Below are 20,996 nucleotides of genomic sequence, written 5' to 3' on the forward strand. Positions count from 1 at the left end.
CCAGCTGCCGCGCGGGGCGGGGAAATTACAGCTTTTGCTTGCCCTCGTTACCCGGGATGAACGGGCTCCATGGGTTGGCGCGCACCGGGCCTGGAGTTTTCCACACCACGTTGAACTGGCCGTCCGGACGAATTTCGCCAATGAACACCGGCTTGTGCAGGTGGTGGTTGGTCGCATCCATGGTCAGGGTGAAGCCCGATGGCGCCTTGAAGGTCTGGCCGCCCATTGCCGCGATCACTTTGTCGGTGTCGGTCGACTTGGCCTTCTCCACCGCTTGCGCCCACATGTGGATGCCGACGTAGGTGGCTTCCATCGGATCGTTGGTCACGACCGTGTTCGCGTTCGGCAGCTTCTTGGCGGCGGCGTAGGCTTTCCACTTCTTGATGAAGTCCGAGTTCACCGGATTTTTCACCGACTCGAAGTAGTTCCATGCAGCCAGGTGGCCCAGCAGTGGCTTGGTGTCCACGCCGCGCAGTTCTTCCTCGCCCACCGAAAACGCCACCACCGGCACATCGGTCGCCTTCAGGCCGGCGTTGCCCAGCTCTTTATAGAACGGCACGTTGGAGTCGCCGTTGATGGTCGAGATCACCGCCGTCTTGCCGCCCGCCGCGAACTTCTTGATATTGGCGACGATGGTCTGGTAGTCCGAATGGCCGAACGGGGTGTAGACCTCGTCGATATCGCTTTCCTTCACGCCTTTGCTCTTCAGGAAGGCGCGCAGGATCTTGTTGGTGGTGCGAGGATAAACGTAGTCGGTGCCCAGCAGGACGAAGCGCTTGGCGCTGCCGCCCTCTTTGCTCATCAGGTATTCGACTGCGGGAATGGCCTGCTGGTTAGGCGCGGCGCCGGTGTAGAACACGTTCTTTTCCAGTTCTTCGCCTTCGTACTGCACTGGATAGAACAGCAGCGAATTCAATTCCTTAAACACCGGCAGCACCGATTTGCGCGACACCGACGTCCAGCAGCCAAACACCACCGATACTTTGTCCTGTGCGATCAGGCCACGCGCCTTTTCGGCAAACAGCGGCCAGTTGGAGGCAGGGTCCACCACCACCGGCTCCAGCTTCTTGCCCAACACGCCGCCCTTGGCGTTGATTTCATCGATGGTCATCAAGGCCACGTCTTTCAGCGACGTTTCCGAGATCGCCATGGTGCCGGACAGCGAATGCAGGATGCCGACCTTGATGGTGTCCGCGGCGTGGGCCTGCGCACCGGCGGCCATCAGTGCGGTAGCGGCGGCGATGCGGCTCAGGGTGCCGATAAAGTTACGACGATTTTGCATGGGTGAGCTCCGTGGTGGTTAATCAGTATTGAAGTTGCAGGGCGATCGAGAACTTGTCGTTGTCCGCTACGCCAGTGATTTTGGTTTTCGAGTACACGGCGCTGATCTGCGCGTTGTAACCGTCGATGATGTAGTTGGTGCCGACGTCGAATTGTTTGGTGTCGATGTTGGTGTCGGCGGCGAACTTCTGCCAGCGCACGAAGGGCTGGAACTTGCCCCATCCGGCCTTGTCTTCGAAGATGTAGGAAGCGCCGGCCGAATAGGCCTTGCCCTGTTCGGACTTGATGACGTCATCGGTGTCGTACTTGTACCAGGCCGCTTCCACCGCGAACGCGCCGGCGCCCTTGATGCGCTTCTCCAGCAGGAAATCGACGTTGTACGAGCTGTAGTCGCCCACCTTGCCGACCGTGAGGATGCCGTCCTTCTGCGTGCGGCCGGCCACGCCGATGGCGAGGATGTCGGCGCCGCCGAGGTAGTTGCCGGTGCCGTAGTAGCCCGGTTCCGCGTCCCAGAAGTCGTACTGGATGCGGCCCGCGTACATCAGCGCGTCGTCGGCCTTGATGCCCGCGGCCTTGGCCTGGTTCTGCGTCAGCGAACCGATGCCGAAGGTGTGGCCTTCAAACGCGCCGAAAGAGTAACCGAGACGGCCGCCATCGCCCACATTGCCCCATACGACCACGCCGTCGTCGCGGCCGCGGAAGATGCCGCCGTTGTAGCCGTAGCGCGACGCCACGCCGGCCCAGTAGCCGCCGCCCAGCGAGTAGTAAGGACCGGCCATGTTGGCGCGGTCGGACGGCGACAGCAGGCGGCCGGCCCAGATATTCAGTTCCGGCGAGATGGCGAACTGGCCGGCGGCGTCCAGCACGCGGATTTGCTCGCCGTCCCACTCGGTGTTGAACATGCCCTTGATGTTCTTGTTGAGCGAAGCGCCGAAGAACAGGCGTCCGCTGTCGAGATTAAAATCGCTGGAGCGGCCGCCGTCCGGCGCGCCCTTCTCCGCGCTGGTGTAGCTCTCGCGCAGGCCGAAGCCGACGCTGACCGACTTGTCCTCGCCGAAGTTGACCGTCGCGCCGGCAAACGCGTTGCCCATTGCCGCCACAGCCACCGCCAGTACCACCTTCTTCAACGCCATCTTGCTCTCCCGTCTTGGTTTTGGATGAAACAAGATTAACCAGCCGGCAACCTGCTGGACATACGTTGAATGACGTAGTGGTAAAGGTGGCACAATACGGGCTTTGCGAGGAAAACCATCATGACCGTATTTGCCGCCCCTGTTTTCGACGCCACCGTGATCTACGACGGCCATGAGCTGTTCAAGGGCCAGGGCGCCGCCAAGGGCTGGGCCGAAAAGCTGGGCAAGGAGCTGGAATGCGAGATCGGCGTCGAGAAGATCGGCACCGGCTGGGTGCTGACCGGCACCGTGGACGGCGAGGCTTGCAAATGGAGCATCGTCGGCCAGCGCCTCAAGCGCATGGACTGAACAAAGCGTGCGCTAGCGCACATCACCCGGGTGCTCCCGGGCGTAGCATCCCAGCAGACCCGTTCAGCGAGGATGCCCATGAAGCGCGACCAGCACGCCCCCCTGCCCGCCGCCGCCCGCCCGGCGGCAGCCAAACCCGCGCGCGCGCCATCCGCCGCAGCGGGGGCGTCGGCATCGGCGTCCATACCGCCGCCGGTGGCGGCGAAGCTGGCCGGTTTGCGCTACGTCCATGACGACCAGCCGGGCATCGCCCGCCGCTTGCGCGGCAAGCAGTTCCAATACCTGGACGCCGACGGCAGCGTGGTCACGGACGAAGACACACTGGCGCGCATCAAAGCGCTGGTGATTCCGCCGGCATGGACCGACGTCTGGATCTGCAAGCACGCGCTGGGCCACCTGCAAGCCACGGGGCGCGACGCGCGCGGCCGCAAACAGTATCGCTACCACGCCCGCTGGCGCACCCACCGCGACGAAGCCAAATATAGCCGCATGCTCAGCTTCGGCCAGGCCCTGCCCGGCATCCGCGGCGCCGTCGATGAAGCGCTACGGCTCCCCGGCCTGCCGCGCCAGAAGGTGCTGGCCACCATTGTCTACCTGCTGGAAGCGACCCTGATGCGCATCGGGAACGAGGAGTACGCGCGCGAGAACAAATCCTTCGGCCTGACCACGCTGCGCGAGCGCCACGTACGGCTGGACGGCAGCACGGTGACCTTCCGCTTCCGCGGCAAGAGCGGCGTGCATCACGCGGTGGAAGTACACGACCGCCGGCTGGCGCGCATCATCAACCGCATGCGCGACCTGCCCGGCCAGGAACTGTTCCAGTACGAAGACGACGATGGCAATCCGCACGCCATCGATTCGTCCGACGTCAACGACTACCTGCAAGCGATCACCGGCGCCGATTACACCGCCAAGGACTTCCGCACCTGGGCCGGCACCGTGCTGGCGGCGATGGCGCTGAAAGCCTATGAAAAATACGACTCCGAGACGCAAGCCCGGAAAAACATCGTGCAAGCGATTGAATCGGTGGCGAAAAAACTCGGCAACACGCCGACGATCTGCCGCAAATGCTACGTCCACCCGGCGGTGCTGGAGGCCTACCTCGACGGCACCATGGTTGAAACCCTGAGCCGCTACCATCCCGAAGAAGCCGCCGTCCTCGCGCTTTTACAACAGCGATTGGAGTAGAATTCAGGTTCGTAAAACACGAGCCTGACCATGCCACCAGTCCTGCCTTTCCCGATCCGCAAAGAGTGCCCGCCCGGCGCTTGCGTGTGCGGGCGCGAGGACTTGCTCGACGCCTGGGAGCGCGACGGCGCCGATATCCGCGTGCTGCGCCTGACGCGTGAAGAGGAAAAACGCCTGATCGAACGCATCGAGGCCATGACCAGCTACGAAGATCTGGGCCGCATCAAGCAGCGCTTGCAGGAATTGCTCGGCATCCGGCTGACCATCACACCCAGCGACCGTGGCGTCAGCACCGTCATGGGCCTGAGCATCAAACTGGCCGAGCAGCCAGGCCTGTGCCGCCGCACGCACGAGGCTCTGCCCGCCGCCGTGCGCCGCTGCTTCCGCGAGCATCCCGAAATCGTCTACGCCCTGCTGAACGCGCGCGACCTGCTGGGCAATTAACCGGGATGCGCCAGCGCGGCGCCGGGCATGCTGCCCTCGCGGCTGCCATCGGGATAGATGTCGTGGAACTTGCTGTAGTCCAGCACCCGCACATTGCCTTCCATTTTGTCGGACAGGATGTCGGCAAAATGGTGGTTGTAGTAGATGTGCTCCGCCGCGTAAGTCTGGCGCGCGTGCACGAAATCGTTGAGGGTGTCGTCGGTGCCGGAGATGGCCACCGCCAGCGTGGTGCCTTCGGCCTGCAAGTCTTGCTGCGTCTTGCCGAACAAGGGACTCGATTCGTCGATCTTGTGCAGGATGGTCCAGGTCAGCGCGAACACGCCGGAATGTTCGCGTTCCAGAGCCAGATCGTAGAAGCGCGTGAACACCTGCCCTTCCAGCGTGGTCTCGCGCCGCACCAGCGAGGCGCGCACCGAGGCTTCCAGTATCAGGTTGGCGCGCTCGTTCCCGGCGCGCAGCATCAGGGTCGGCACGCCGTTGAATGGCGTGATCACCGCCACGTTGGAAAACATGATGCGCGAGGTCGGACGCGAGAAGCGTGCGAACAGCAGCCCGGTCACCGCCGCCACTTCCACCATGCCCAGCAAAATCTCGGTGGAGGCGACAATGTGGCCGTAGGTCGTCGCGGGATTCATATAGCCATAGCCCACCGTCGCCAGCGTCTCGATCGAGAAGAACACGCAATCGGGGAAGTAACCGGGACGCGCGTTGGAGATGGAGCCAGGCACCAGGTAGAAGGCCAGCGCAAAAACAAGATTGGTCAAGAAGTACAGCGCCCCCACCAGCAGAAAGAAGCGCGGCCAGCTTACCGTCAGCATCCAGTGGTAGATGTCGCCCCAGTGCCAGCGATTGATGCCCACGCGCTTGATGCGCGAGGTCCCGAGCTGAAACTCGCCGCGCACCTGTCCCACGCGCGGACGTATCGGTTGCTGCGGCGACTGTGGCTTCATAAAGTCAATCGTCGTCGTTGGGATCGAGGCCGGGGAACATCACCTCGGTGAAGCCGAATTTGGAAAAGTCCTTGATGCGCATGGGGTACAGCTTGCCCAGCAAATGATCCACCTCGTGCTGCACCACGCGCGCGTGGAAGCCGTCGACATCACGCTTGATCGGCTGGTTATACTGGTCCACGCCCTCGTAGCGCAGGCGCGTGTAGCGCGGCACGCTGCCGCGCATGCCGGGCACCGACAGGCAACCCTCAAACGCTTCTTCCATCTCCTCCGACAGCGGCGTGAGCACAGGATTGATCAGCACCGTCTCCGGCACCTGCGGCGCATCCGGATAGCGCGGATTGCTTTTGAAGCCGTAGATCACCAGTTGCAGGTTGACGCCGATCTGTGGCGCCGCCAGGCCCGCGCCATTGGCCGCATGCATGGTGTCGAACATGTCGGCGATCAGTGCGCGCATGGCCGGCGTGTCGAACTCGGTCACCGGTTCGGCCACGCGCAGCAGGCGCGGATCGCCCATCTTCAGGATTTCGCGGACCGTCATTTGGCTGGCACGCCGATGTCGCACTGGATATCGCGCAGGAATTCGCAGTATTCCGCGCCGGTTTCCAGATGCTTGAGGCCCATCGCGGTGGTGGCTTTCAGGTAGCCCAGCTTGGAGCCGCAATCGTAGCGGGTGCCGTCGTAGCGGTAGGCCAGCACGCGCTCGTCCTTCATCAGCGCCGCGATGCCGTCGGTCAGCTGAATTTCACCACCGGCGCCACTGCCCAGGTTTTCCAGATAGTCGAAGATGCGGCCGGACAGCACATAGCGGCCCACCACCGCCAGCGTCGATGGGGCGTCTTCCGGCTTCGGTTTCTCGACGATGCCGTGCACCAGCTCCAGCTTTGGCTGGTAGCCGCTGGCGCTGACAATGCCATACTGGCGCGTCGCCGCACGCGGCACTTCCTGTACCGCCAGGATGCTGGAGCGCTCGTAACCATACAGGTCGGTCATCTGCGCCAGCACCGGTTTGACGCCGGTGTCGGTATCCATGAAGTCGTCGGCCAGCAGCACGGCGAACGGCTCGTCGCCGATCACCGGGCGCGCGCACAGCACCGCATGGCCGAGGCCCAGCGGCTCCGACTGGCGGATGTAGATGCAGTTGACGCTTTTCGGAATCACATTGCGCACCAGTTCCAGCAACTGCTGCTTGTCGGCGGCTTCCAGCTCGGACTCCAGCTCATAGGCTTTGTCGAAGTGGTCCTCGATGGCACGCTTGTTACGGCCGGTGATGAACACCATCTCGGTGATGCCGGCGGCCACCGCCTCTTCCACCGCGTACTGGATCAATGGCTTGTCAACGATAGGCAGCATCTCTTTCGGCTGCGCCTTGGTCGCGGGGAGAAAACGGCTGCCCAGGCCTGCGACGGGGAATACGGCTTTTTGAATTTTTGGCATGATTTATTTTTCTTCGAGTAGTGCGAGCAGTCCTGCCTCGTCCAGAATGGTGACTTCCAGCTCCTGCGCCTTGGCCAGCTTGCTGCCCGCATCCGCGCCAGCGACAAGGTAATGGGTTTTCTTCGAAACGGAACCGGAGACCTTGCCGCCCTTCGCTTCAATCAGCGCGGCGGCCTGGTCGCGGCCCATGGTCGGCAAGGTGCCGGTCAGTACAAAGGTCTTGCCGGTCAGGTGGCCTTCGGCCGCCGCGGTTTGCGGCAACTGCGCCAGCAGGTCTTCGCGCAGCAGATGCAACGCCTTGACTTGCTCGCGGTTGCCCGGCTGCGCCATCCAGCTGTCCAGCGATTCCGACACCGTCGCCGGCAAGCCGAAGACGTTGAACACCTGTAGGTAAGCCAGCGCTTCCAGCGTCACGCCTTCTTCGACCAGCTGCTTGCTGCGCGGTTCCGTCAGTTTTGGAATCGCCAGCGCGGCCATCAGCTTGACCGGGTCCAGCTTTTCGCGCAGCTTGGCGCTCGGCGGGTGTTCGCCTTGCGGCGCCACGCCGGCCGCCAGCAGCGCGTCGATGGCTTCCTGGTTCTTCGGTTCGGCGAAGAAGTCGGCGATGGAGTCGGCCACCACGCCGCCGATATCGGGCAGCACGCGCAGCAGCGCGGCCGGCACACGGCGGATCAGGTCAAAGCGGCCCAGCCACTCGGCCAGCGTCTTGGCGGTCGATTCGCCGACGTGGCGGATGCCAAGCGCGAACAGCAGGCGCTCCAGCGGCGGGTTCTTGCTGGCGGCAATGGCTTCCAGCAGATTGTCGGCCCACTTGGTGGCGATCTTGCCTTGCGCGACCGTCTCCGGCGTGGTGCCGTCACGTTCATCCGCGAGGCGCTTCATCTCAAGCAGGTCTTCCAACTTGAGCGCGTACAGGTCGGCCACGCGCTTCACCAGCCCATGCTCGACCAGATTGTCGATATAGCGGTCGCCCAGGCCTTCGATGTCCATCATGCGACGGCCGGCGAAGTGACGGATGGCTTCCTTGCGCTGCGCGGAGCAGAACAAGCCGCCGGAGCAGCGCGCAATCGCCTCGCCCTCTTCCCGCACCACGTGCGAGCCGCACACCAGGCAGGCTTTCGGCAGCTCGTAAGCCACCGTCGATTCCGGACGGCGCTCCAGCACCACGGCCAGCACTTCCGGAATGACGTCGCCGGCGCGGCGCACGATCACGGTGTCGCCCACGCGCACGTCCTTGCGGCGCACTTCGTCTTCGTTGTGCAGCGTGGCGTTGGTGACGTTGACGCCGCCGACGAACACGGAAGCCAGCCGCGCCACCGGCGTAATCGCCCCGGTGCGGCCAACCTGCACTTCAATCGCCTGCACCACGGTCAGCGCTTCCTCGGCCGGGAATTTGTGCGCCAGCGCGAAGCGCGGCGCGCGCGAAACGAAGCCCAGCGTGCGCTGGTCTTCCAGCCGGTTGGCTTTGTAGACCACGCCGTCGATTTCGTATGGCATAGTCGGGCGGGCCCTACCGATCTGTTTGTAGTAGTCCATCAAACCATCGTAGCCGTTTACCACGGTGGCTTCCTTCGCCACCGGCAGGCCAAGCTGGCGGTACCACGCCAGCAGCGCCGAGTGCGAGGCCGGCATCTCGGCGCCTTCCAGCGCACCGACGCCGTAAGCGAAGAAACTCAGCTTGCGCGATGCGGTGATGCGCGAATCGAGCTGGCGCAGGCTGCCCGCCGCCGCGTTACGCGGATTGACGAATTCCTTCTGGCCCGCTTCGCGCTGGCGCGCGTTCATGGCTTCGAAATCTTTTTTAAACATCAGCACCTCACCGCGCACATCGAGGATGGCTGGCGGATGATCGGTATTCAGGCGCAGCGGAATGCTGTGGATGGTGCGGATATTGGCGGTGACATCCTCGCCGGTATAGCCATCACCGCGCGTGGCCGCCTGCACCAGCAGGCCGTCGACGTAGCGCAGGTTGATGGCCAGGCCGTCGTATTTCACTTCGGCCGCGTATTCGATCAGCGCCGCCGTATCGAGGCCTTCGCGCACGCGGCGATCGAAGTTCTCGATGTCTTCATCGGTAAAACCGTTATTCAGCGACAGCATCGGCACCGAGTGCGTCACCTGCTCGAACTGCGGCAATGGCGCCGCGCCCACGCGTTTGGTCGGCGAGTCCGGCAGCGCCAGCTCCGGATGCGCTTCTTCCAGCTTTTGCAGCTCGATGAACAGCTTGTCGTATTCCGCGTCCGGAATGGTGGGCGCGTCTTCAACGTGATAGGCGTGCAAATGCCGTTGCAGCTCCGCGCTGAGTTGTGCGATGCGCGTTTTGAAATCCACTTCCATGTACAAACCTTAGCTGAACAGACGCAGTGCGCGGGTCGAACCGGCCGGGATGTCGGCGTCATTCATTTCGTCGTAGAAGTCCTTCACTTGGCCGGCGATTTCGGTCAGCGCGGCGTCGGACAGCGGCTGGTTGTAATCGTCGACGATGGTCGCGTCCAGACGCGCCACCAGCGATTTGGCGCAGGCGACCATGGCGCCGAAGCCGTCGCGCGCCGGCGCCACGCAAGGCACGTCCAGCAGCAGCGTCAGACGCGAGGTGGTTTCCTCGGCCGGCGTGACATTGGTCGACAGCGAGAACAGGAAACCGCCATCACCGTCCGGCATGACGAAACGACCGTCCGGGCGCACGTCGAAGCCTTGCTTCTCCAGCGCGCCAATCAGCGTGGTCACCGACCATGGCGCACCATTGCTTTGCAGGTTGACGCCCAGTTGCGCGTCGTGACCGGCGACGAAGCGGTGCAGATTGCGTGCCTCGGCCATCACTTCGATCATGTCCGGCACGGCAGGTTCGGCGCCGATTTCGTCGGCCACGGCACGCAAGCGCGTCACCAGTTCCGAGTATTCCAGTTCATTCAGCGCGGTGCTGCGGCTGGCCAGTTGCACGCCGCCTTGCAGTTCGGTGTAGACGCCGCCGTGGACGATCGGCTCCCAGTCGCCGCTGACGGCCTTGCCGATGAAATGCACCGGCTTGTTGCCGACCATGCGCAGGGTTTGCAGCACCGGCAGCAGCTTGTCGCCGCGCGCCGGGGCTTCCAGCGCCAGCGGCAGCAGGCAGTCGATCAGCGGATCGACCAGCGCCGTGGCCTGTTCGGCCGCGGCAGCCGTGGCGGCATTGGCGCGCGCGGCCAGTTCGTCCACGCTGGCGGGCTGGCCGCCGATATCGTCGGTGCTGAATTCCGCCGCCACCTCGCTCAGTGCGGCCGCCGCTGCGGCAGCTTCGCCGCCGGCCACGCCGGGAGTGGCGCTGTCGAGCGAGAAGCTGGGTTCCTGACGGGCCACGACCGACGGGGCGTCATCGCCGCTGCGCATCAGCACATCGTCATGGTCGGACGAGAAAGCGCGTTCCACGCTTTTCTTGGCCTTGTATTCCTGTATTTTGTTGTACGTGAAGACGCCGGCGACAAACACGCCGGCGGCTGCGATTAAACTGAGTTGAAGATCTGTCATGCTGCTTGAGCCTCGGAAGCGAAGTTTGCGGCGGATTCCATATCCACCGCCACGATGCGCGATACACCTTGTTCCTGCATCGTCACACCGATCAGTTGATTGGCCATCTCCATCGCAATCTTGTTGTGCGAGATGAAGAGGAATTGGGTCTGGTCAGACATGCGCTTGACCATCCGGCAGAATCGCTCGGTATTGGCGTCATCCAGCGGCGCGTCGACTTCGTCGAGCAGGCAGAATGGCGCGGGATTCAGCCGGAACATGGAGAACACCAGCGCGGTCGCCGTCAGCGCTTTCTCGCCGCCGGACAGCAGGTGGATGGTGGCGTTCTTTTTGCCCGGCGGCTGGGCCATGACCTGCACGCCGGAGTCCAGGATTTCGTCGCCGGTCATAATCAGCTTGGCCTGGCCGCCGCCGAACAGGATCGGGAACAGTTCGGAGAAGTGGCCGTTGACGCGGTCGAACGTGTCTTGCAGCAGATCGCGCGTTTCCTTGTCGATCTTGGTGATGGCGTCTTCCAGCGTGGTGATGGCCTCCTGCAAATCCGCGTTCTGCGAATCGAGGAAGTTCTTGCGCTCGGAAGCGGTAGCCAGTTCGTCCAGCGCCGCCAGGTTGACCGCGCCCAGCGCCGAGATGGCGTTGGTCAGGCGCGTGACTTCACCTTGCAGATACGACGCCTTCATGTCCGGGTGCAGCTTCTCGGACAGCGCCGCCTCGTCGGCCTGCACCTCGGCCAGCTGCGCGGCAAACTGCTCCTGATTCAGGCGCGCCGCCTGCTCTTTCAGTTGCAGCTCCATGATCTTGTCACGCTGCGGTTGCAGCGCGCGCTCGGTGGACATGCGGCCTTCCTCGAACATGCGCAGCTGCTGCGCGATCTGATCGAGTTCGTGGCGCGCGTCGGACAGCGCTTTCTCCTGCGTGGTGCGGCGGTCAAGCAGTTCCTGCAAGCCTTCGTTGGCCGTGCCCTGCTCCAGGCCTTCCAGCTCCATGCGGCCGGATTCGATGCTCTCGTTAACCTGCGCCACCTGCGCCGAGGCGGTGGCGATATTGCGGCGCAGTTCCTCGATCTTGCTGCGCTGGGTCTTCTCGGCAAACTGCACTTCCTGCGCGGCGCGCTCCAGATCGCGCAAGGCTTCGCGCGCATCGGCCAGGCGCTGTTCCTTGGCCATGAAATCGGTCTGGCCGTCTTCATGCTCTCCTTGCAGGTTGCCGAGCTCCATATCCAGCTGTTCGAACTTCTCTTCCGATTCCAGCTTGATCTGGGTTTGCTCTTCTTCCTGCGCGGCGATTTCGGCCAGATCGGTTTCGATCTGCGTGCTGCGCTGGTTGAAGCGCGCCTCGATCTCGGACAGCTTGACCACCTCCAGTTGCAGCGTATGCACCGACGATTGCAGGCTTTGCAGCTTGGCGCGGTACTCGGTCAGGCGGCGCGTCAGTTCCGTCACGGCGGCTTCGGCGCGCACCGAACGGGCACGCGCTTCGTCGGCCAGCATCTGCTGCGCGCGCAGCTGCTTGGTGATGTTGTCGATTTCCTGCTGGCGTCCCAGCATGCCGTCCTGCTCGGAGTCGGCCGCATAGAAACGCACACTGTGCTGGGTAATCACGTGGCCCTGGCGGGTGACGATGCTGGCACCGGCCGGCAGCTTGGCGCGGTCGGCAAAGGCTTCGGCCGTGTCGTCGGCTACGTAGACGTTGTGCAGCCAGTCTTGCAGCAAGCCGCGCAGGCCCGGATCGTTGATCTTCAACAGATTCAGGAAAGGCTTGAGGCCCGGCGCTTCCACCGGCGCCGGCGGCACCGCGGCAGACGGCGCATACAGCGCCAGCTTGGCCGGCGGCGCATCGCTGAAGAAAGCCTTGGCCCATTCGATGTTCGACATTTGCAGCGCCGAGGTGCGCTCGCGCAGCACCGATTCCAGCGCCGGCTCCCAGCCGCTTTCGATATTCAGTTTTTGCCACAGGCGCGGCAGTGATTCCAGCTCGTGCTTTTGCAGCCAGGGCGTCACCTTGCCCTGCGTTTGCACGCGCTCCTGCAACTGGCGCAGCGCATTCAGGCGCGCTTCCAGCTGGGCGTTGGCGGCGGTTTCGGCGTTGACCTGCTGCTGCGCCTCCTGGCGTTCCTGCTCCAGCTTGGGCTGCTGCTCATGCGCCTCCTCCAGCAGGAAGCTCTGCTCTTCCAGCGCCTGCTGCTTTTCTTCCAGCTGCATGCGCAGGTTGGCCAGATGCGCGCTATCCGGCAGGATCAAGCCGCTCTTCTCCTGTTGCAGGCGCTCGCGCCGCACGGCCAGGCCGTTGAGGATGTTGTTGGCGTTGCGCTGGTGCGCCGATTCCAGCTCCAGCTGCTGCTGCGCCTGCATGATGCGGGCGCGCGATTCGGTGCTCTTGGTCTGGGCTTCTTTCCAGGCCTGTTCCAGCATCGGCAAGGACTCGGCTTTTTGCTCGGCCATCACCTGCGACTCTTCCACCTTGGCGCTCAGCTCTTCCAGCGTGAACTCGGCCTCGGAGATTTGCTCGCCGCCTTCGGTGGCCTGGCGCTGCCACTGGTCGCGCTGCGCGGTCAGCGCGGCCAGCTGCGCTTGCAGGCGGCTGCGCGATTCGACCACGAACTTGATTTGCGCTTCCAGGCTGCCGATTTCGGCGTTGGTCTGGTACAGCGATCCCTGCGCGGTATGCAGGCGGTCGCCGGCGGCGAAGTGCGACTGGCGCATCTGCTCCAGCGACAGCTCCACGTTGCGCAGCTTGGCGGTTTGTTCTTCCAGATCGTTCTGCGCCTGTTCGACTTCGCGGAAGTATTTTTTCTGCTCGTTCTCGGCTTCCACTTTGCGCAGCAGCCAAAGCAGTTTTTGCTTCTCTTCCTGGTCCGCTTGCAACTGGTGGAACCTGGTGGCGACGGCGGCCTGGCCTTCCAGCTTTTCCAGATTGGAGTTCAGTTCGCGCAGGATGTCTTCCACACGCAGCAGGTTTTCACGCGTATCGTGCAGGCGGTTTTCGGTTTCGCGGCGGCGCTCCTTGTACTTCGAGACGCCGGCGGCTTCCTCCAGGAACACGCGCAGCTCTTCCGGGCGCGACTCGATAATCCGCGAGATCATGCCCTGGCCGATAATCGCGTAGGCGCGCGGACCGAGGCCGGTGCCGAGGAAGATGTCCTGGATATCGCGCCGGCGCACCGGCTGGCCGTTGATGTAGTAGGTCGAGGTGCCGTCGCGCGTCAGCGTGCGCTTGACGGCGATTTCGGCGTACTGGCCCCACTGGCCGGCGGCCTTGCCGGCATTGTTGTCGAACACCAGTTCAACCGACGAGCGGCCGGCCGGCTTGCGGTGGGTGGAGCCGTTGAAAATCACGTCCTGCATGGACTCGCCGCGCAGTTCGGAGGCCTTGGACTCGCCCAGCACCCAGCGCACGGCGTCGATGATGTTCGACTTGCCGCAACCGTTGGGCCCCACCACGCCAACCAACTGACCCGGTACCTGGAAATTGGTGGGATCAACGAAAGACTTAAATCCCGACAATTTAATGGAAGATAGACGCACGTTGTTATCTGGTGTGTGGGCTGGAAAAGTTCACAATAATACCATTTTGCGCATCGAATAAGGCCGGAAAACGCGCACCGTTGCGACGCCGTCAGTCCAGCGGGAAGCGCTGCTTGCGCCACATCTCGCGGGTGTAGGGCTTATCACGGCCGGACAACTGGAGCGCGGCCTTGGTAATCCACTGTTCGGCCGGGATAGGCTCGACCTGCGGCGCCACCAGCAGCACCGGGATGCACAGCAGCACCAGGATGCGGCTCAGGGCCATGTGATTCTCGGTGCTGGCGTACCAGATGAAGATGGCGGCCACGCCCAAGCCCAGCAGGCAGCCGGTGACCGCTTCGGACGATGGATGGGCGCGCACATACACGCGCGACATGGAAATCAGCACCGCCAGCAGCACGCCGGCGGCGATGCCTAGCTGGCGCACCCACCATGGGGAGGAGCGGGTCGCCAGGTAGCCGGCGACGGGAAACACGGCGGCGGCGCGCATGGCATGGCCGCTGAAACCGGCAAAATCGATCGATTCCACGCCCACGCCCCAGCCGACAAACGCCATCTTGGTGGCCACCACCAGCGCCATGCCGGCGCCAAACAGCACCAGCCAGATGGCGGTCAGGCGCCAGGATTTACCGGCCATCAGCCATACCATGATCGCCACGCCGATGGGCCCGGTTACTGCCAGACTTCCAATTACACTCAACCAATGCCACCACATCATCTGCCTGCTTGCTCCTTGTATTTTGCATTGCAGCACGCATTAAAACACATGCATGTGTATTATGGCGAACTATTACCCAAATGCAATATGCCGATGCCATGTTAAAAATCCTTGGAAAACCCACTTCCATCAATGTGCGCAAAGTATTGTGGACGTGCGCGGAAATTGGCCAGCCCTACGAGCACGAGCCGCATGGCGACGGCCATCTGGCGCTGAATCCCAATGGACTGGTGCCGGTGATCGTCGATGAGGGGCAGGCGCTGTGGGAGTCCAACACCATCTGCCGCTACCTGGCTGGCAAGCACGGCCGCACGGATCTGCTGCCCGCCGAGCCGATGGCACGCGCGCAGGTGGAAAAATGGATGGACTGGCAGGCCACGGAGCTGAACACGGCGTGGCGCTACGCCTTCATGGGACTGGTGCGCGGCAGTCCAGCGTACGCGGACGCCAAAGCCATCGCCGCCAGCGCGGCCGAATGGAACCGCCTGATGACGCTGCTGGACGCCCGGCTTGCCGCCACCGGGGCCTACGTCGCGGGCGACCAGTTCAGCCTGGCTGACATCGTGCTGGGCCTGTCGCACAACCGCTGGCTGTCGACGCCGATCGAGCACCCCACGCTGCCAGCAATGCAAGCCTGGGCCGCCCGCCTGGCCACCCGCGCCGGCTACCTGACTCACGCCGCGAACGGCGTGCCCTGATTAGCGCTACAATCAAGCCATGAACGCTCATCTCAAAACACTGGCCGAAGAGGCACTGAAACTACGCCCGGACGAGCGCGAGGCTTTGGTGCAGGTCTTGATCGCCAGCGTGAGCGAAGAAGATGGCGTGGAGGCCGCGTGGGCAACCGAAATTGAACGCCGCGCCGCAGAGCTGGAATGCGGAGCTGTGCAAGCCATCCCGCTAACTGACGCCCTGGACCAAATCCGCTCCCGGCTAAAATGAATCTGATTATTGCGCCCGCAGCACTCGCGGAGTTGCAAGATGCCGCAGATTTTTATGCCGCCCATGGAGGATTAAACCTGGCTCAAGCGTTTATCACCGAATTTGAGCGCGTCGCCAACCTCGTGCAATCGAATCCCCTACTGGGAGCGACATATCAGCGTAAATGGCATCGTTATTTCCTGAGCAAATTCCCATTCACCCTCGTCTATCAAATCCGCGCAGATGAATTAGTCATCCTTGCCGTTGCCCACAACCGGCGACGGCCCGGATACTGGAAAAAGCGCAGGTAATCAGCCGACCGCAGCGGGGGCGGTGATGGAGGGGTCGTTGTCGGCGCTGCGGGACAGGGCTTCGCTGAGGGCGACGGTGACCACGCCTTCGGCGCGCACGACTTCGGCGCTGCCTTCGCGGAAGCGCTTGGCCAGTTCTTCGCCGGACATGGAGAAGGCTTCCTGCCGCGCGGCGGTCGAGAAGATGTAGAGCGTGCGGCGCGGACTGATCCACGCCAGTTTGACTTTGCGGCGACCGCCCTGCTCGTCCGCGAATTCCAGCCACATGCCGCGCGTAAGGCTGTCGACTTCGATGATGGCGTCTTCGTCATCCTCGCCGGGCGGCGTCTGTTCGGCGCGGGCTTTTTCTTCGGCTTCAGCCTTGGCTTGCAGTTGCAGCCGGCGTTCGGCGGCCTGCTGCGCCACCTGCATCGAGATTTCCAGCTGGCGCTCGGGCGACATTTCCAGCGGCGCGCGTACGATGGAGGCGTGGCATTCGGCCAGTTCGGCAAAGAATTGCAGACGGTCGGCATCTTGCCACTTGATGACGTCCAGCCACTTGTTCAGCGCCGACAGCAGGCCCGGCAGCTTGGCGATCAGTTGCTTGCGTTCGTCCGGCTTGACCTTGGGGCGCACGCTCCAGATCAGGTCGTCCATGGTTTTGGTGGCGTTGTTGACGGCGCCTGGCTTTTCGTCTTCGATGCTGTAGGCGATGGTCAGCACCGAGACCCAGCGCTGCTCAAGGAAGGCTTCCACCACCGCGATCACTTCACCGGTGCCGATGCGCAGGGCGACGGAGTTTTTGGCCAGCTTCTGCGATTCGGCCATTTTTTCCTGCTTGAGCGCGGCGGCGATTGGCGCGGCGATGGCGGCCGCAGCGGCCTTTTCTTCGGCCAGGATGGACGCTTCCAGTTCGTTGACGGCTTCGGTGAAGACGGACAGTTCCTGTTCGTAGTCGCGGCCGACACGGTCGACGCTGCGCTGCATGGCCTGGAACAGCGGATCGTCCGGGCCTTTGCGCTGCTCCCAGCCCATGCGCGACAGCAGTTCCAGCAGGCGGCGCGCCGGGTGGGCTTCCTGGAAGAAGAAGTTTTTGTCGACCAGCGCGGCTTTCAGGACCGGGATTTGCAGGAAGCGGATCAGTTCGCGGATTTCCGGCGAGATGCTCTGGTCGCGGAACACGGTGTCGAACACGGCGGACAGCAGGTCGATGGTGGATTCATCGGCGCGCGACAGGCTGCCTTGCGGCATGCTCTGTTTGAGGTTGGGCAGGTAGAAGACGTTGGCCGGCGCGGCGGCCGGTTCGGCGGACGGCTGGCTTGGCATGTTCTTTTGCAGCTCGGCGAGGTAGGACAGCAAGGGCTGCTTGGCGCCGATTTGCGCGAGACGTTGCGCTTCCTCGTTGGTCATGGCGCCGACATGGAAACCCTGCGCCGGCCCCTGCACCCACGCCCCGCCAGCCGCCACCGCGCCGGGCGCGCCCACGATGAAGCCGCCAGCCGGCGTCACCATGCCGCCAACAGCTGTTTGCCCACCAACAGCAGCCCCGCCGGCGACAGCGCCAGGGAGGCCAGCGGACATGAAGCCGCCGCCAGCGACAGCACCGGCGGCAGCGCCGACGGCAGCGCCGACGGCGCGGGCGCGATCGGCGTTGGGCGCCCAGGTGCTGCCGGCCGACAGCGCGGCCGCCGGTAAATCGGGAATCGTCAGATCCACGCCCTGCATCATGCCGCTGGCGATGCCATCCACAATCTGCCCCGCAGCCGAGCCCGCCACATCGCTGGACGCGAAGAACTGCCGCAACTGCTGCGCCAGCGCCGCCTGGTTGGTGCGCGCCTTGCCGGCCGCACTGTCTTTGCCGGCATCGGTGCGACGCCGCTTGTAACTATCCACCGAGCCCGGCAGCACGCCCTTGCTCTGCAAGGCCAGACTCAGCGCCTCCAGCATCGGCCCCATTTCGATAAACATGCCCGGCTTGAGCAGCGGCTGCAACAGCCCCGCCGATTCTTCCTCCGGATCGAACTCCGTCCACGCCTGCTGCAAGGCCACCAGAAACACCTCCGGCCGGAACGGATTCTGATTCACGCGCAGGATATCGCGATCCAGCAGGAAGGCCAGTCGCACATTCAAGGTTTGCAACTGATCCGCATACAAGCTCTCGAACGGCTTGCTGACGCCGCTCAGCGCCACCTTGTTGTCCATTTCCTCGAAAGGCACCAGCGACAAGGCCAATCCCTCGGCCCGCACAGCCGGCTTGGCGACCGGCGCCAGCTCGGCGATCTCGCGCCGCAGCGCCTTCTCCAGCGTGCTGGTGGCCAGATGCAAAAAGGCGAAATTGCGGTTGCGCAGCTGATTGCCCGCCCGCAGACGCTGCTGGATCTGGCGCGTGTCGCCATCGGTGGCGTCGATCAGCGCACCGGCCAGCTTGTTGGCCAAATCCAGATACTGGTCGCCCGCCTGCTTGACGGCAATGCCGATCAGCTCTTCCAGCAAGGCATGCCGCGGCGACACCGTCTTCTTCGGCGTGGCTGGCATTGTGGAAGTTGCAATCATGGGCGGACCTGCTCAGTTAAATCATCTCTATCCTGTATTGTTACACGGCATTTCCACAAAGCAATATCATGAAACCAAGAATATGCAATATTTCGCGTATTTTGCTGAATTCCTGCAACTTTGATGCGGCGCAAATGACAAGCTTGAGGTTTCCTTAAGATAAAAAACTCCATCTCCCGCCCCAAGGAAACCTATGAAAATCCTGCACAATCTGGAAACCTCCAGCAAGCTGCTGGCCGCCTTTGCCCTTGTACTATGCCTGACCGCCCTGCTCGGCCTGAGCGCGCTGTCGCGCATGCATGCGATTAACGAGGTGACATCTGAATTGTCCGGCAAATGGCTGCCGCAGGCTAGCACCATCCTGTCTCAGCGTAACGACACGCAGGCCGGCGACGAGGCCGAGCGCCTCAAGGCGTTGAATCTGCAAATGAGCAAACTGCTGGTGGCGGCGATGCAGTCGAATCAGGAAGCCGCAGAGCGGACCGGGCAACTCTACAGCGGCGCTCAAGTGCTGACCTACAGCCTGCTGGCGGCGTTGATCAGTGGCGGCGCACTGCTGGCCTTGTGGGTGGCGCGCTCGATTTCCTCTCCCTTGCAACAGGCCATGCTGATGGCGGAGCGCATCGCCGGCGGCGACCTCAGCACACGCATAGCGCCGCAGCCGCGCAACCAGACCGGCAAGCTGCTGCAAGCCATGCAGCACATGAACGACAGCCTGCTTGGCATCGTCGCGCAGGTGCAGAGCGGCGCGCGCGCCATCGGCGGTGCGGCGGCCGAGATTGCGGAGGGCAATCAGGATTTGTCCGGCCGGACCGAACAGCAGGCCTCGGCGCTGGAGGAGACCGCGTCTTCCATGGAGCAGCTGACGGTCACCGTGCGGCAAAATGCCGAGCATGCGGTGGAAGCCAACAAGCTGGCCTTGTCGGCCTCCGCGATTGCCGAGCGCGGCGGCGGCGATGTGGCGCAGGTGGTGGGCACCATGGCCTCCATCAACGACAGCTCGAAGAAGATTGCCGAGATCATCGGCGTGATCGACGGGATTGCGTTCCAGACCAATATTCTGGCCTTGAACGCGGCGGTGGAGGCGGCGCGCGCCGGCGAGCAAGGGCGGGGTTTTGCCGTGGTGGCGTCCGAGGTGCGCAGTCTGGCGCAGCGCAGCGCGGCGGCGGCCAGGGAGATCAAGGAACTAATCGACGATTCGGTCGACAAAGTGGCGCGCGGCACGCAACTGGCCGATCAGGCGCGCAAAACCATGGATGAGGTGGTCGGCAGCGTCAAGCAGGTGACCGGCTTGATCGGCGAGATTGCCGACGCCAGTGCCGAGCAGACGGCCGGGCTGGAGCAGGTCAACCACGCCATTTCCGCGATGGATCAGGCCACGCAGCAGAACGCGGCCCTGGTTGAGCAGGCGGCTGCGGCGGCCGACGCCATGCGCGGCGAAACCGGCAAGCTGAATGCGGCCATCAGCGTATTCGCGGCCGATGCCGCCACGCGGGTCAACGCGGCAGCCGTCGCAGCAGATGGCGGCGAGGCGCGCGGCAGCGACGGCGGTCGAAGTGGTCGCGGCAAGAACGGGCATGGCGGGGACGACGGCCGCGATGGCGTTCGCGGCAAGCACGGCGGCGGTCGCAGTAATCGCGGCGGTGATGGTGGCGGTCTCGCGGCCGGCGAGCGCACGGCTGGACGCGGGACGCCGCCGGCCCTGCCGCGCCCCACGCGCGCCGAGCGCAAGGAAGTGGAATGGGAAGAGTTTTAAGCTAAGGCAGCAAGGCATGCTCCTACATGCCCGCTAGCGGAACTCCGATAGCGAGCACCCGGCTGAAAACGCATCATTGCTCAACCAGAAACGCTTCCGCGCCTCTGGCATTCTTTCACTTTGTAAAGGAATCAAAATGAGCACGAACCAAAAAGGTGGCAGCAGCAAGCAAGGCTCCAACCAGGGCAGCAGCAAGCAGTCGGGCAACCAGGGCTCGTCCAGCGGATCGCGTGGCAGCGGCACGCAAGGCGGCACCCACGAGCAGCACGTTGAAGCCGGCCGTCAAAGCCACAAAAACGACGGCAAGAAGTCGGGCAACCGCTAAGCACACCGCAGCGGAAGATGCGGCGCCAAGTGCGCCGCATTGTGCTTCAGATGTTGGTGACCCGCTGGCCGCTCGGCGGTACAAAGTCCGCCACGCCGTCGACCAGCCCTACTTTCAGGGCCTCGGAGGCGGTGAGGTGCAGGTCCGAATACTCATGCGTGCGCCAATGGTCCTCGGTCAGCTCCACGTGATTGCGCAGAATCTGCTCGGTACGGGCGTCGTCGGCCTGCAAGCCTTCGACGATGATGCGCAGCGCGTCCGGCCGGGCGCCATGTGGCGCGCTGGCGTGCGACTTGTGCACCATGAAGCGCGCCGTGTCGCTGGCATACCGCTCGGCACCGGCCAGGTACAGGATCACGGCGATCGACGCCACCGCGCCGGCGTTGTAGGTGACGATCTTGATCGGCAGCTTGCTCAGGTAGTTGTACAGACAGATGCCGTCGCTGACGTAGCCGCCGTTCGACTGGATCAGGATGTGGGCAGTGGTGATGCGGTCTTCGGTCATGTCGGCAACCGCGTCGAACACGCGGCGCACCATGTCGCTGTTGACGTCGCCGGACAGCGTGAACCATGCATGTCCATCGTAGTTTTGATCTTGGCTCATCGTTGGGCTCTCGAAATAGT

The 20,996-nt window shown here is 63.5% G+C and carries 19 protein-coding genes; 8 read left to right on the top strand and 11 right to left on the bottom strand.

Annotated elements, in window-relative coordinates; genetic code table 11:
• Nucleotides 1–25: 25 nt before the first annotated feature.
• Entirely contained in the window at nt 26–1,222 is a 1,197-nt protein-coding gene (gene urtA, locus GM676_RS12695) for an urea ABC transporter substrate-binding protein (RefSeq protein ID WP_229262664.1), read from the bottom strand.
• Nucleotides 1,223–1,304: 82 nt separating this feature from the next.
• Entirely contained in the window at nt 1,305–2,414 is a 1,110-nt protein-coding gene (locus GM676_RS12700; protein ID WP_155463934.1) for a porin, read from the bottom strand.
• Nucleotides 2,415–2,534: 120 nt separating this feature from the next.
• Here GM676_RS12700 and GM676_RS12705 point away from each other — a divergent pair, with 120 nt between their 5' ends.
• The 3 genes from GM676_RS12705 to GM676_RS12715 all read left to right on the top strand — a co-directional run bounded on the left by GM676_RS12705 (nt 2,535) and on the right by GM676_RS12715 (nt 4,394).
• Nucleotides 2,535–2,762 (top strand): hypothetical protein, encoded by a 228-nt coding sequence (locus GM676_RS12705; RefSeq protein WP_155463935.1) that lies wholly within the window; start codon nt 2,535–2,537, stop codon nt 2,760–2,762.
• A gap of 78 nt (nt 2,763–2,840) precedes the next feature.
• The gene (locus GM676_RS12710) at nt 2,841–3,950 is read left to right on the top strand and encodes a DNA topoisomerase IB (RefSeq protein WP_155463936.1); all 1,110 of its coding nucleotides are present in this window, start codon (nt 2,841–2,843) and stop codon (nt 3,948–3,950) included.
• Between the two features lie 30 nt (nt 3,951–3,980).
• Complete coding sequence (locus GM676_RS12715; RefSeq protein WP_155463937.1) at nt 3,981–4,394, top strand: hypothetical protein; 414 nt, start codon at nt 3,981–3,983, stop codon at nt 4,392–4,394.
• On the opposite strand, the gene GM676_RS12720 is transcribed toward GM676_RS12715, so the two are convergent.
• The 7 genes from GM676_RS12720 to GM676_RS12750 all read right to left on the bottom strand — a co-directional run bounded on the left by GM676_RS12720 (nt 4,391) and on the right by GM676_RS12750 (nt 14,458).
• Nucleotides 4,391–5,344, bottom strand: a complete 954-nt coding sequence (locus tag GM676_RS12720; RefSeq protein WP_155463938.1) for an ion channel — start codon at nt 5,342–5,344, stop codon at nt 4,391–4,393. The two genes, GM676_RS12715 and GM676_RS12720, sit on opposite strands and share 4 nt — an antisense overlap.
• 4 nt (nt 5,345–5,348) lie before the next feature.
• Nucleotides 5,349–5,885, bottom strand: a complete 537-nt coding sequence (gene def, locus GM676_RS12725; RefSeq protein WP_155463939.1) for a peptide deformylase — start codon at nt 5,883–5,885, stop codon at nt 5,349–5,351.
• Entirely contained in the window at nt 5,882–6,781 is a 900-nt protein-coding gene (galU, locus tag GM676_RS12730) for a UTP--glucose-1-phosphate uridylyltransferase GalU (protein WP_155463940.1), read from the bottom strand. Before galU ends, def begins: the two co-directional genes overlap by 4 nt.
• 3 nt (nt 6,782–6,784) lie before the next feature.
• A complete protein-coding gene (gene ligA, locus GM676_RS12735; RefSeq protein WP_155463941.1) occupies nt 6,785–9,118 on the bottom strand; it encodes an NAD-dependent DNA ligase LigA in 2,334 nt (777 codons plus the stop codon).
• A 9-nt stretch (nt 9,119–9,127) separates the two neighbouring features.
• Nucleotides 9,128–10,285: a cell division protein ZipA C-terminal FtsZ-binding domain-containing protein gene (locus tag GM676_RS12740; RefSeq protein ID WP_155463942.1), complete on the bottom strand. Its 1,158-nt coding sequence runs from the start codon at nt 10,283–10,285 to the stop codon at nt 9,128–9,130.
• Nucleotides 10,282–13,809 carry a chromosome segregation protein SMC gene (gene smc / locus GM676_RS12745; RefSeq protein ID WP_371866220.1) on the bottom strand — a complete coding sequence of 1,176 codons (3,528 nt, stop codon included), beginning with the start codon at nt 13,807–13,809 and terminating at the stop codon, nt 10,282–10,284. The genes GM676_RS12740 and smc overlap by 4 nt, the downstream gene beginning before the upstream one ends.
• Before the next feature lie 91 nt (nt 13,810–13,900).
• On the bottom strand, nt 13,901–14,458 hold the full coding sequence (locus tag GM676_RS12750) for a phosphatase PAP2 family protein (RefSeq protein WP_229262659.1): 558 nt from the start codon (nt 14,456–14,458) through the stop codon (nt 13,901–13,903).
• A gap of 167 nt (nt 14,459–14,625) precedes the next feature.
• Between GM676_RS12750 and GM676_RS12755 the strand changes: the two genes are divergently transcribed.
• Genes GM676_RS12755 through GM676_RS12765 form a run of 3 tightly spaced genes read left to right on the top strand, consistent with a single transcriptional unit; the run spans nt 14,626 to nt 15,759 of the window.
• Nucleotides 14,626–15,225 carry a glutathione S-transferase family protein gene (locus GM676_RS12755; protein ID WP_155463944.1) on the top strand — a complete coding sequence of 200 codons (600 nt, stop codon included), beginning with the start codon at nt 14,626–14,628 and terminating at the stop codon, nt 15,223–15,225.
• Between the two features lie 19 nt (nt 15,226–15,244).
• Complete coding sequence (locus GM676_RS12760) at nt 15,245–15,469, top strand: addiction module protein (protein ID WP_155463945.1); 225 nt, start codon at nt 15,245–15,247, stop codon at nt 15,467–15,469.
• Nucleotides 15,466–15,759 (top strand): type II toxin-antitoxin system RelE/ParE family toxin, encoded by a 294-nt coding sequence (locus GM676_RS12765; protein ID WP_155463946.1) that lies wholly within the window; start codon nt 15,466–15,468, stop codon nt 15,757–15,759. The genes GM676_RS12760 and GM676_RS12765 overlap by 4 nt, the downstream gene beginning before the upstream one ends.
• On the opposite strand, the gene GM676_RS12770 is transcribed toward GM676_RS12765, so the two are convergent.
• The gene (locus GM676_RS12770) at nt 15,760–18,291 is read right to left on the bottom strand and encodes a DUF1631 family protein (RefSeq protein WP_155463947.1); all 2,532 of its coding nucleotides are present in this window, start codon (nt 18,289–18,291) and stop codon (nt 15,760–15,762) included. It abuts the gene before it with no gap.
• A gap of 193 nt (nt 18,292–18,484) precedes the next feature.
• Here GM676_RS12770 and GM676_RS32775 point away from each other — a divergent pair, with 193 nt between their 5' ends.
• Both GM676_RS32775 and GM676_RS12780 read left to right on the top strand, forming a co-directional pair.
• Nucleotides 18,485–20,047 (top strand): methyl-accepting chemotaxis protein, encoded by a 1,563-nt coding sequence (locus tag GM676_RS32775; protein WP_170304286.1) that lies wholly within the window; start codon nt 18,485–18,487, stop codon nt 20,045–20,047.
• Between the two features lie 136 nt (nt 20,048–20,183).
• Nucleotides 20,184–20,372 (top strand): hypothetical protein, encoded by a 189-nt coding sequence (locus GM676_RS12780; protein ID WP_155463948.1) that lies wholly within the window; start codon nt 20,184–20,186, stop codon nt 20,370–20,372.
• A 46-nt stretch (nt 20,373–20,418) separates the two neighbouring features.
• On the opposite strand, the gene GM676_RS12785 is transcribed toward GM676_RS12780, so the two are convergent.
• Complete coding sequence (locus GM676_RS12785) at nt 20,419–20,976, bottom strand: ATP-dependent Clp protease proteolytic subunit (protein WP_155463949.1); 558 nt, start codon at nt 20,974–20,976, stop codon at nt 20,419–20,421.
• Between the last annotated feature and the right edge of the window lie 20 nt (nt 20,977–20,996).

This window comes from Duganella radicis, assembly GCF_009720825.1.
Classification (GTDB): Bacteria; Pseudomonadota; Gammaproteobacteria; order Burkholderiales; family Burkholderiaceae_D; genus Rugamonas; species Rugamonas radicis.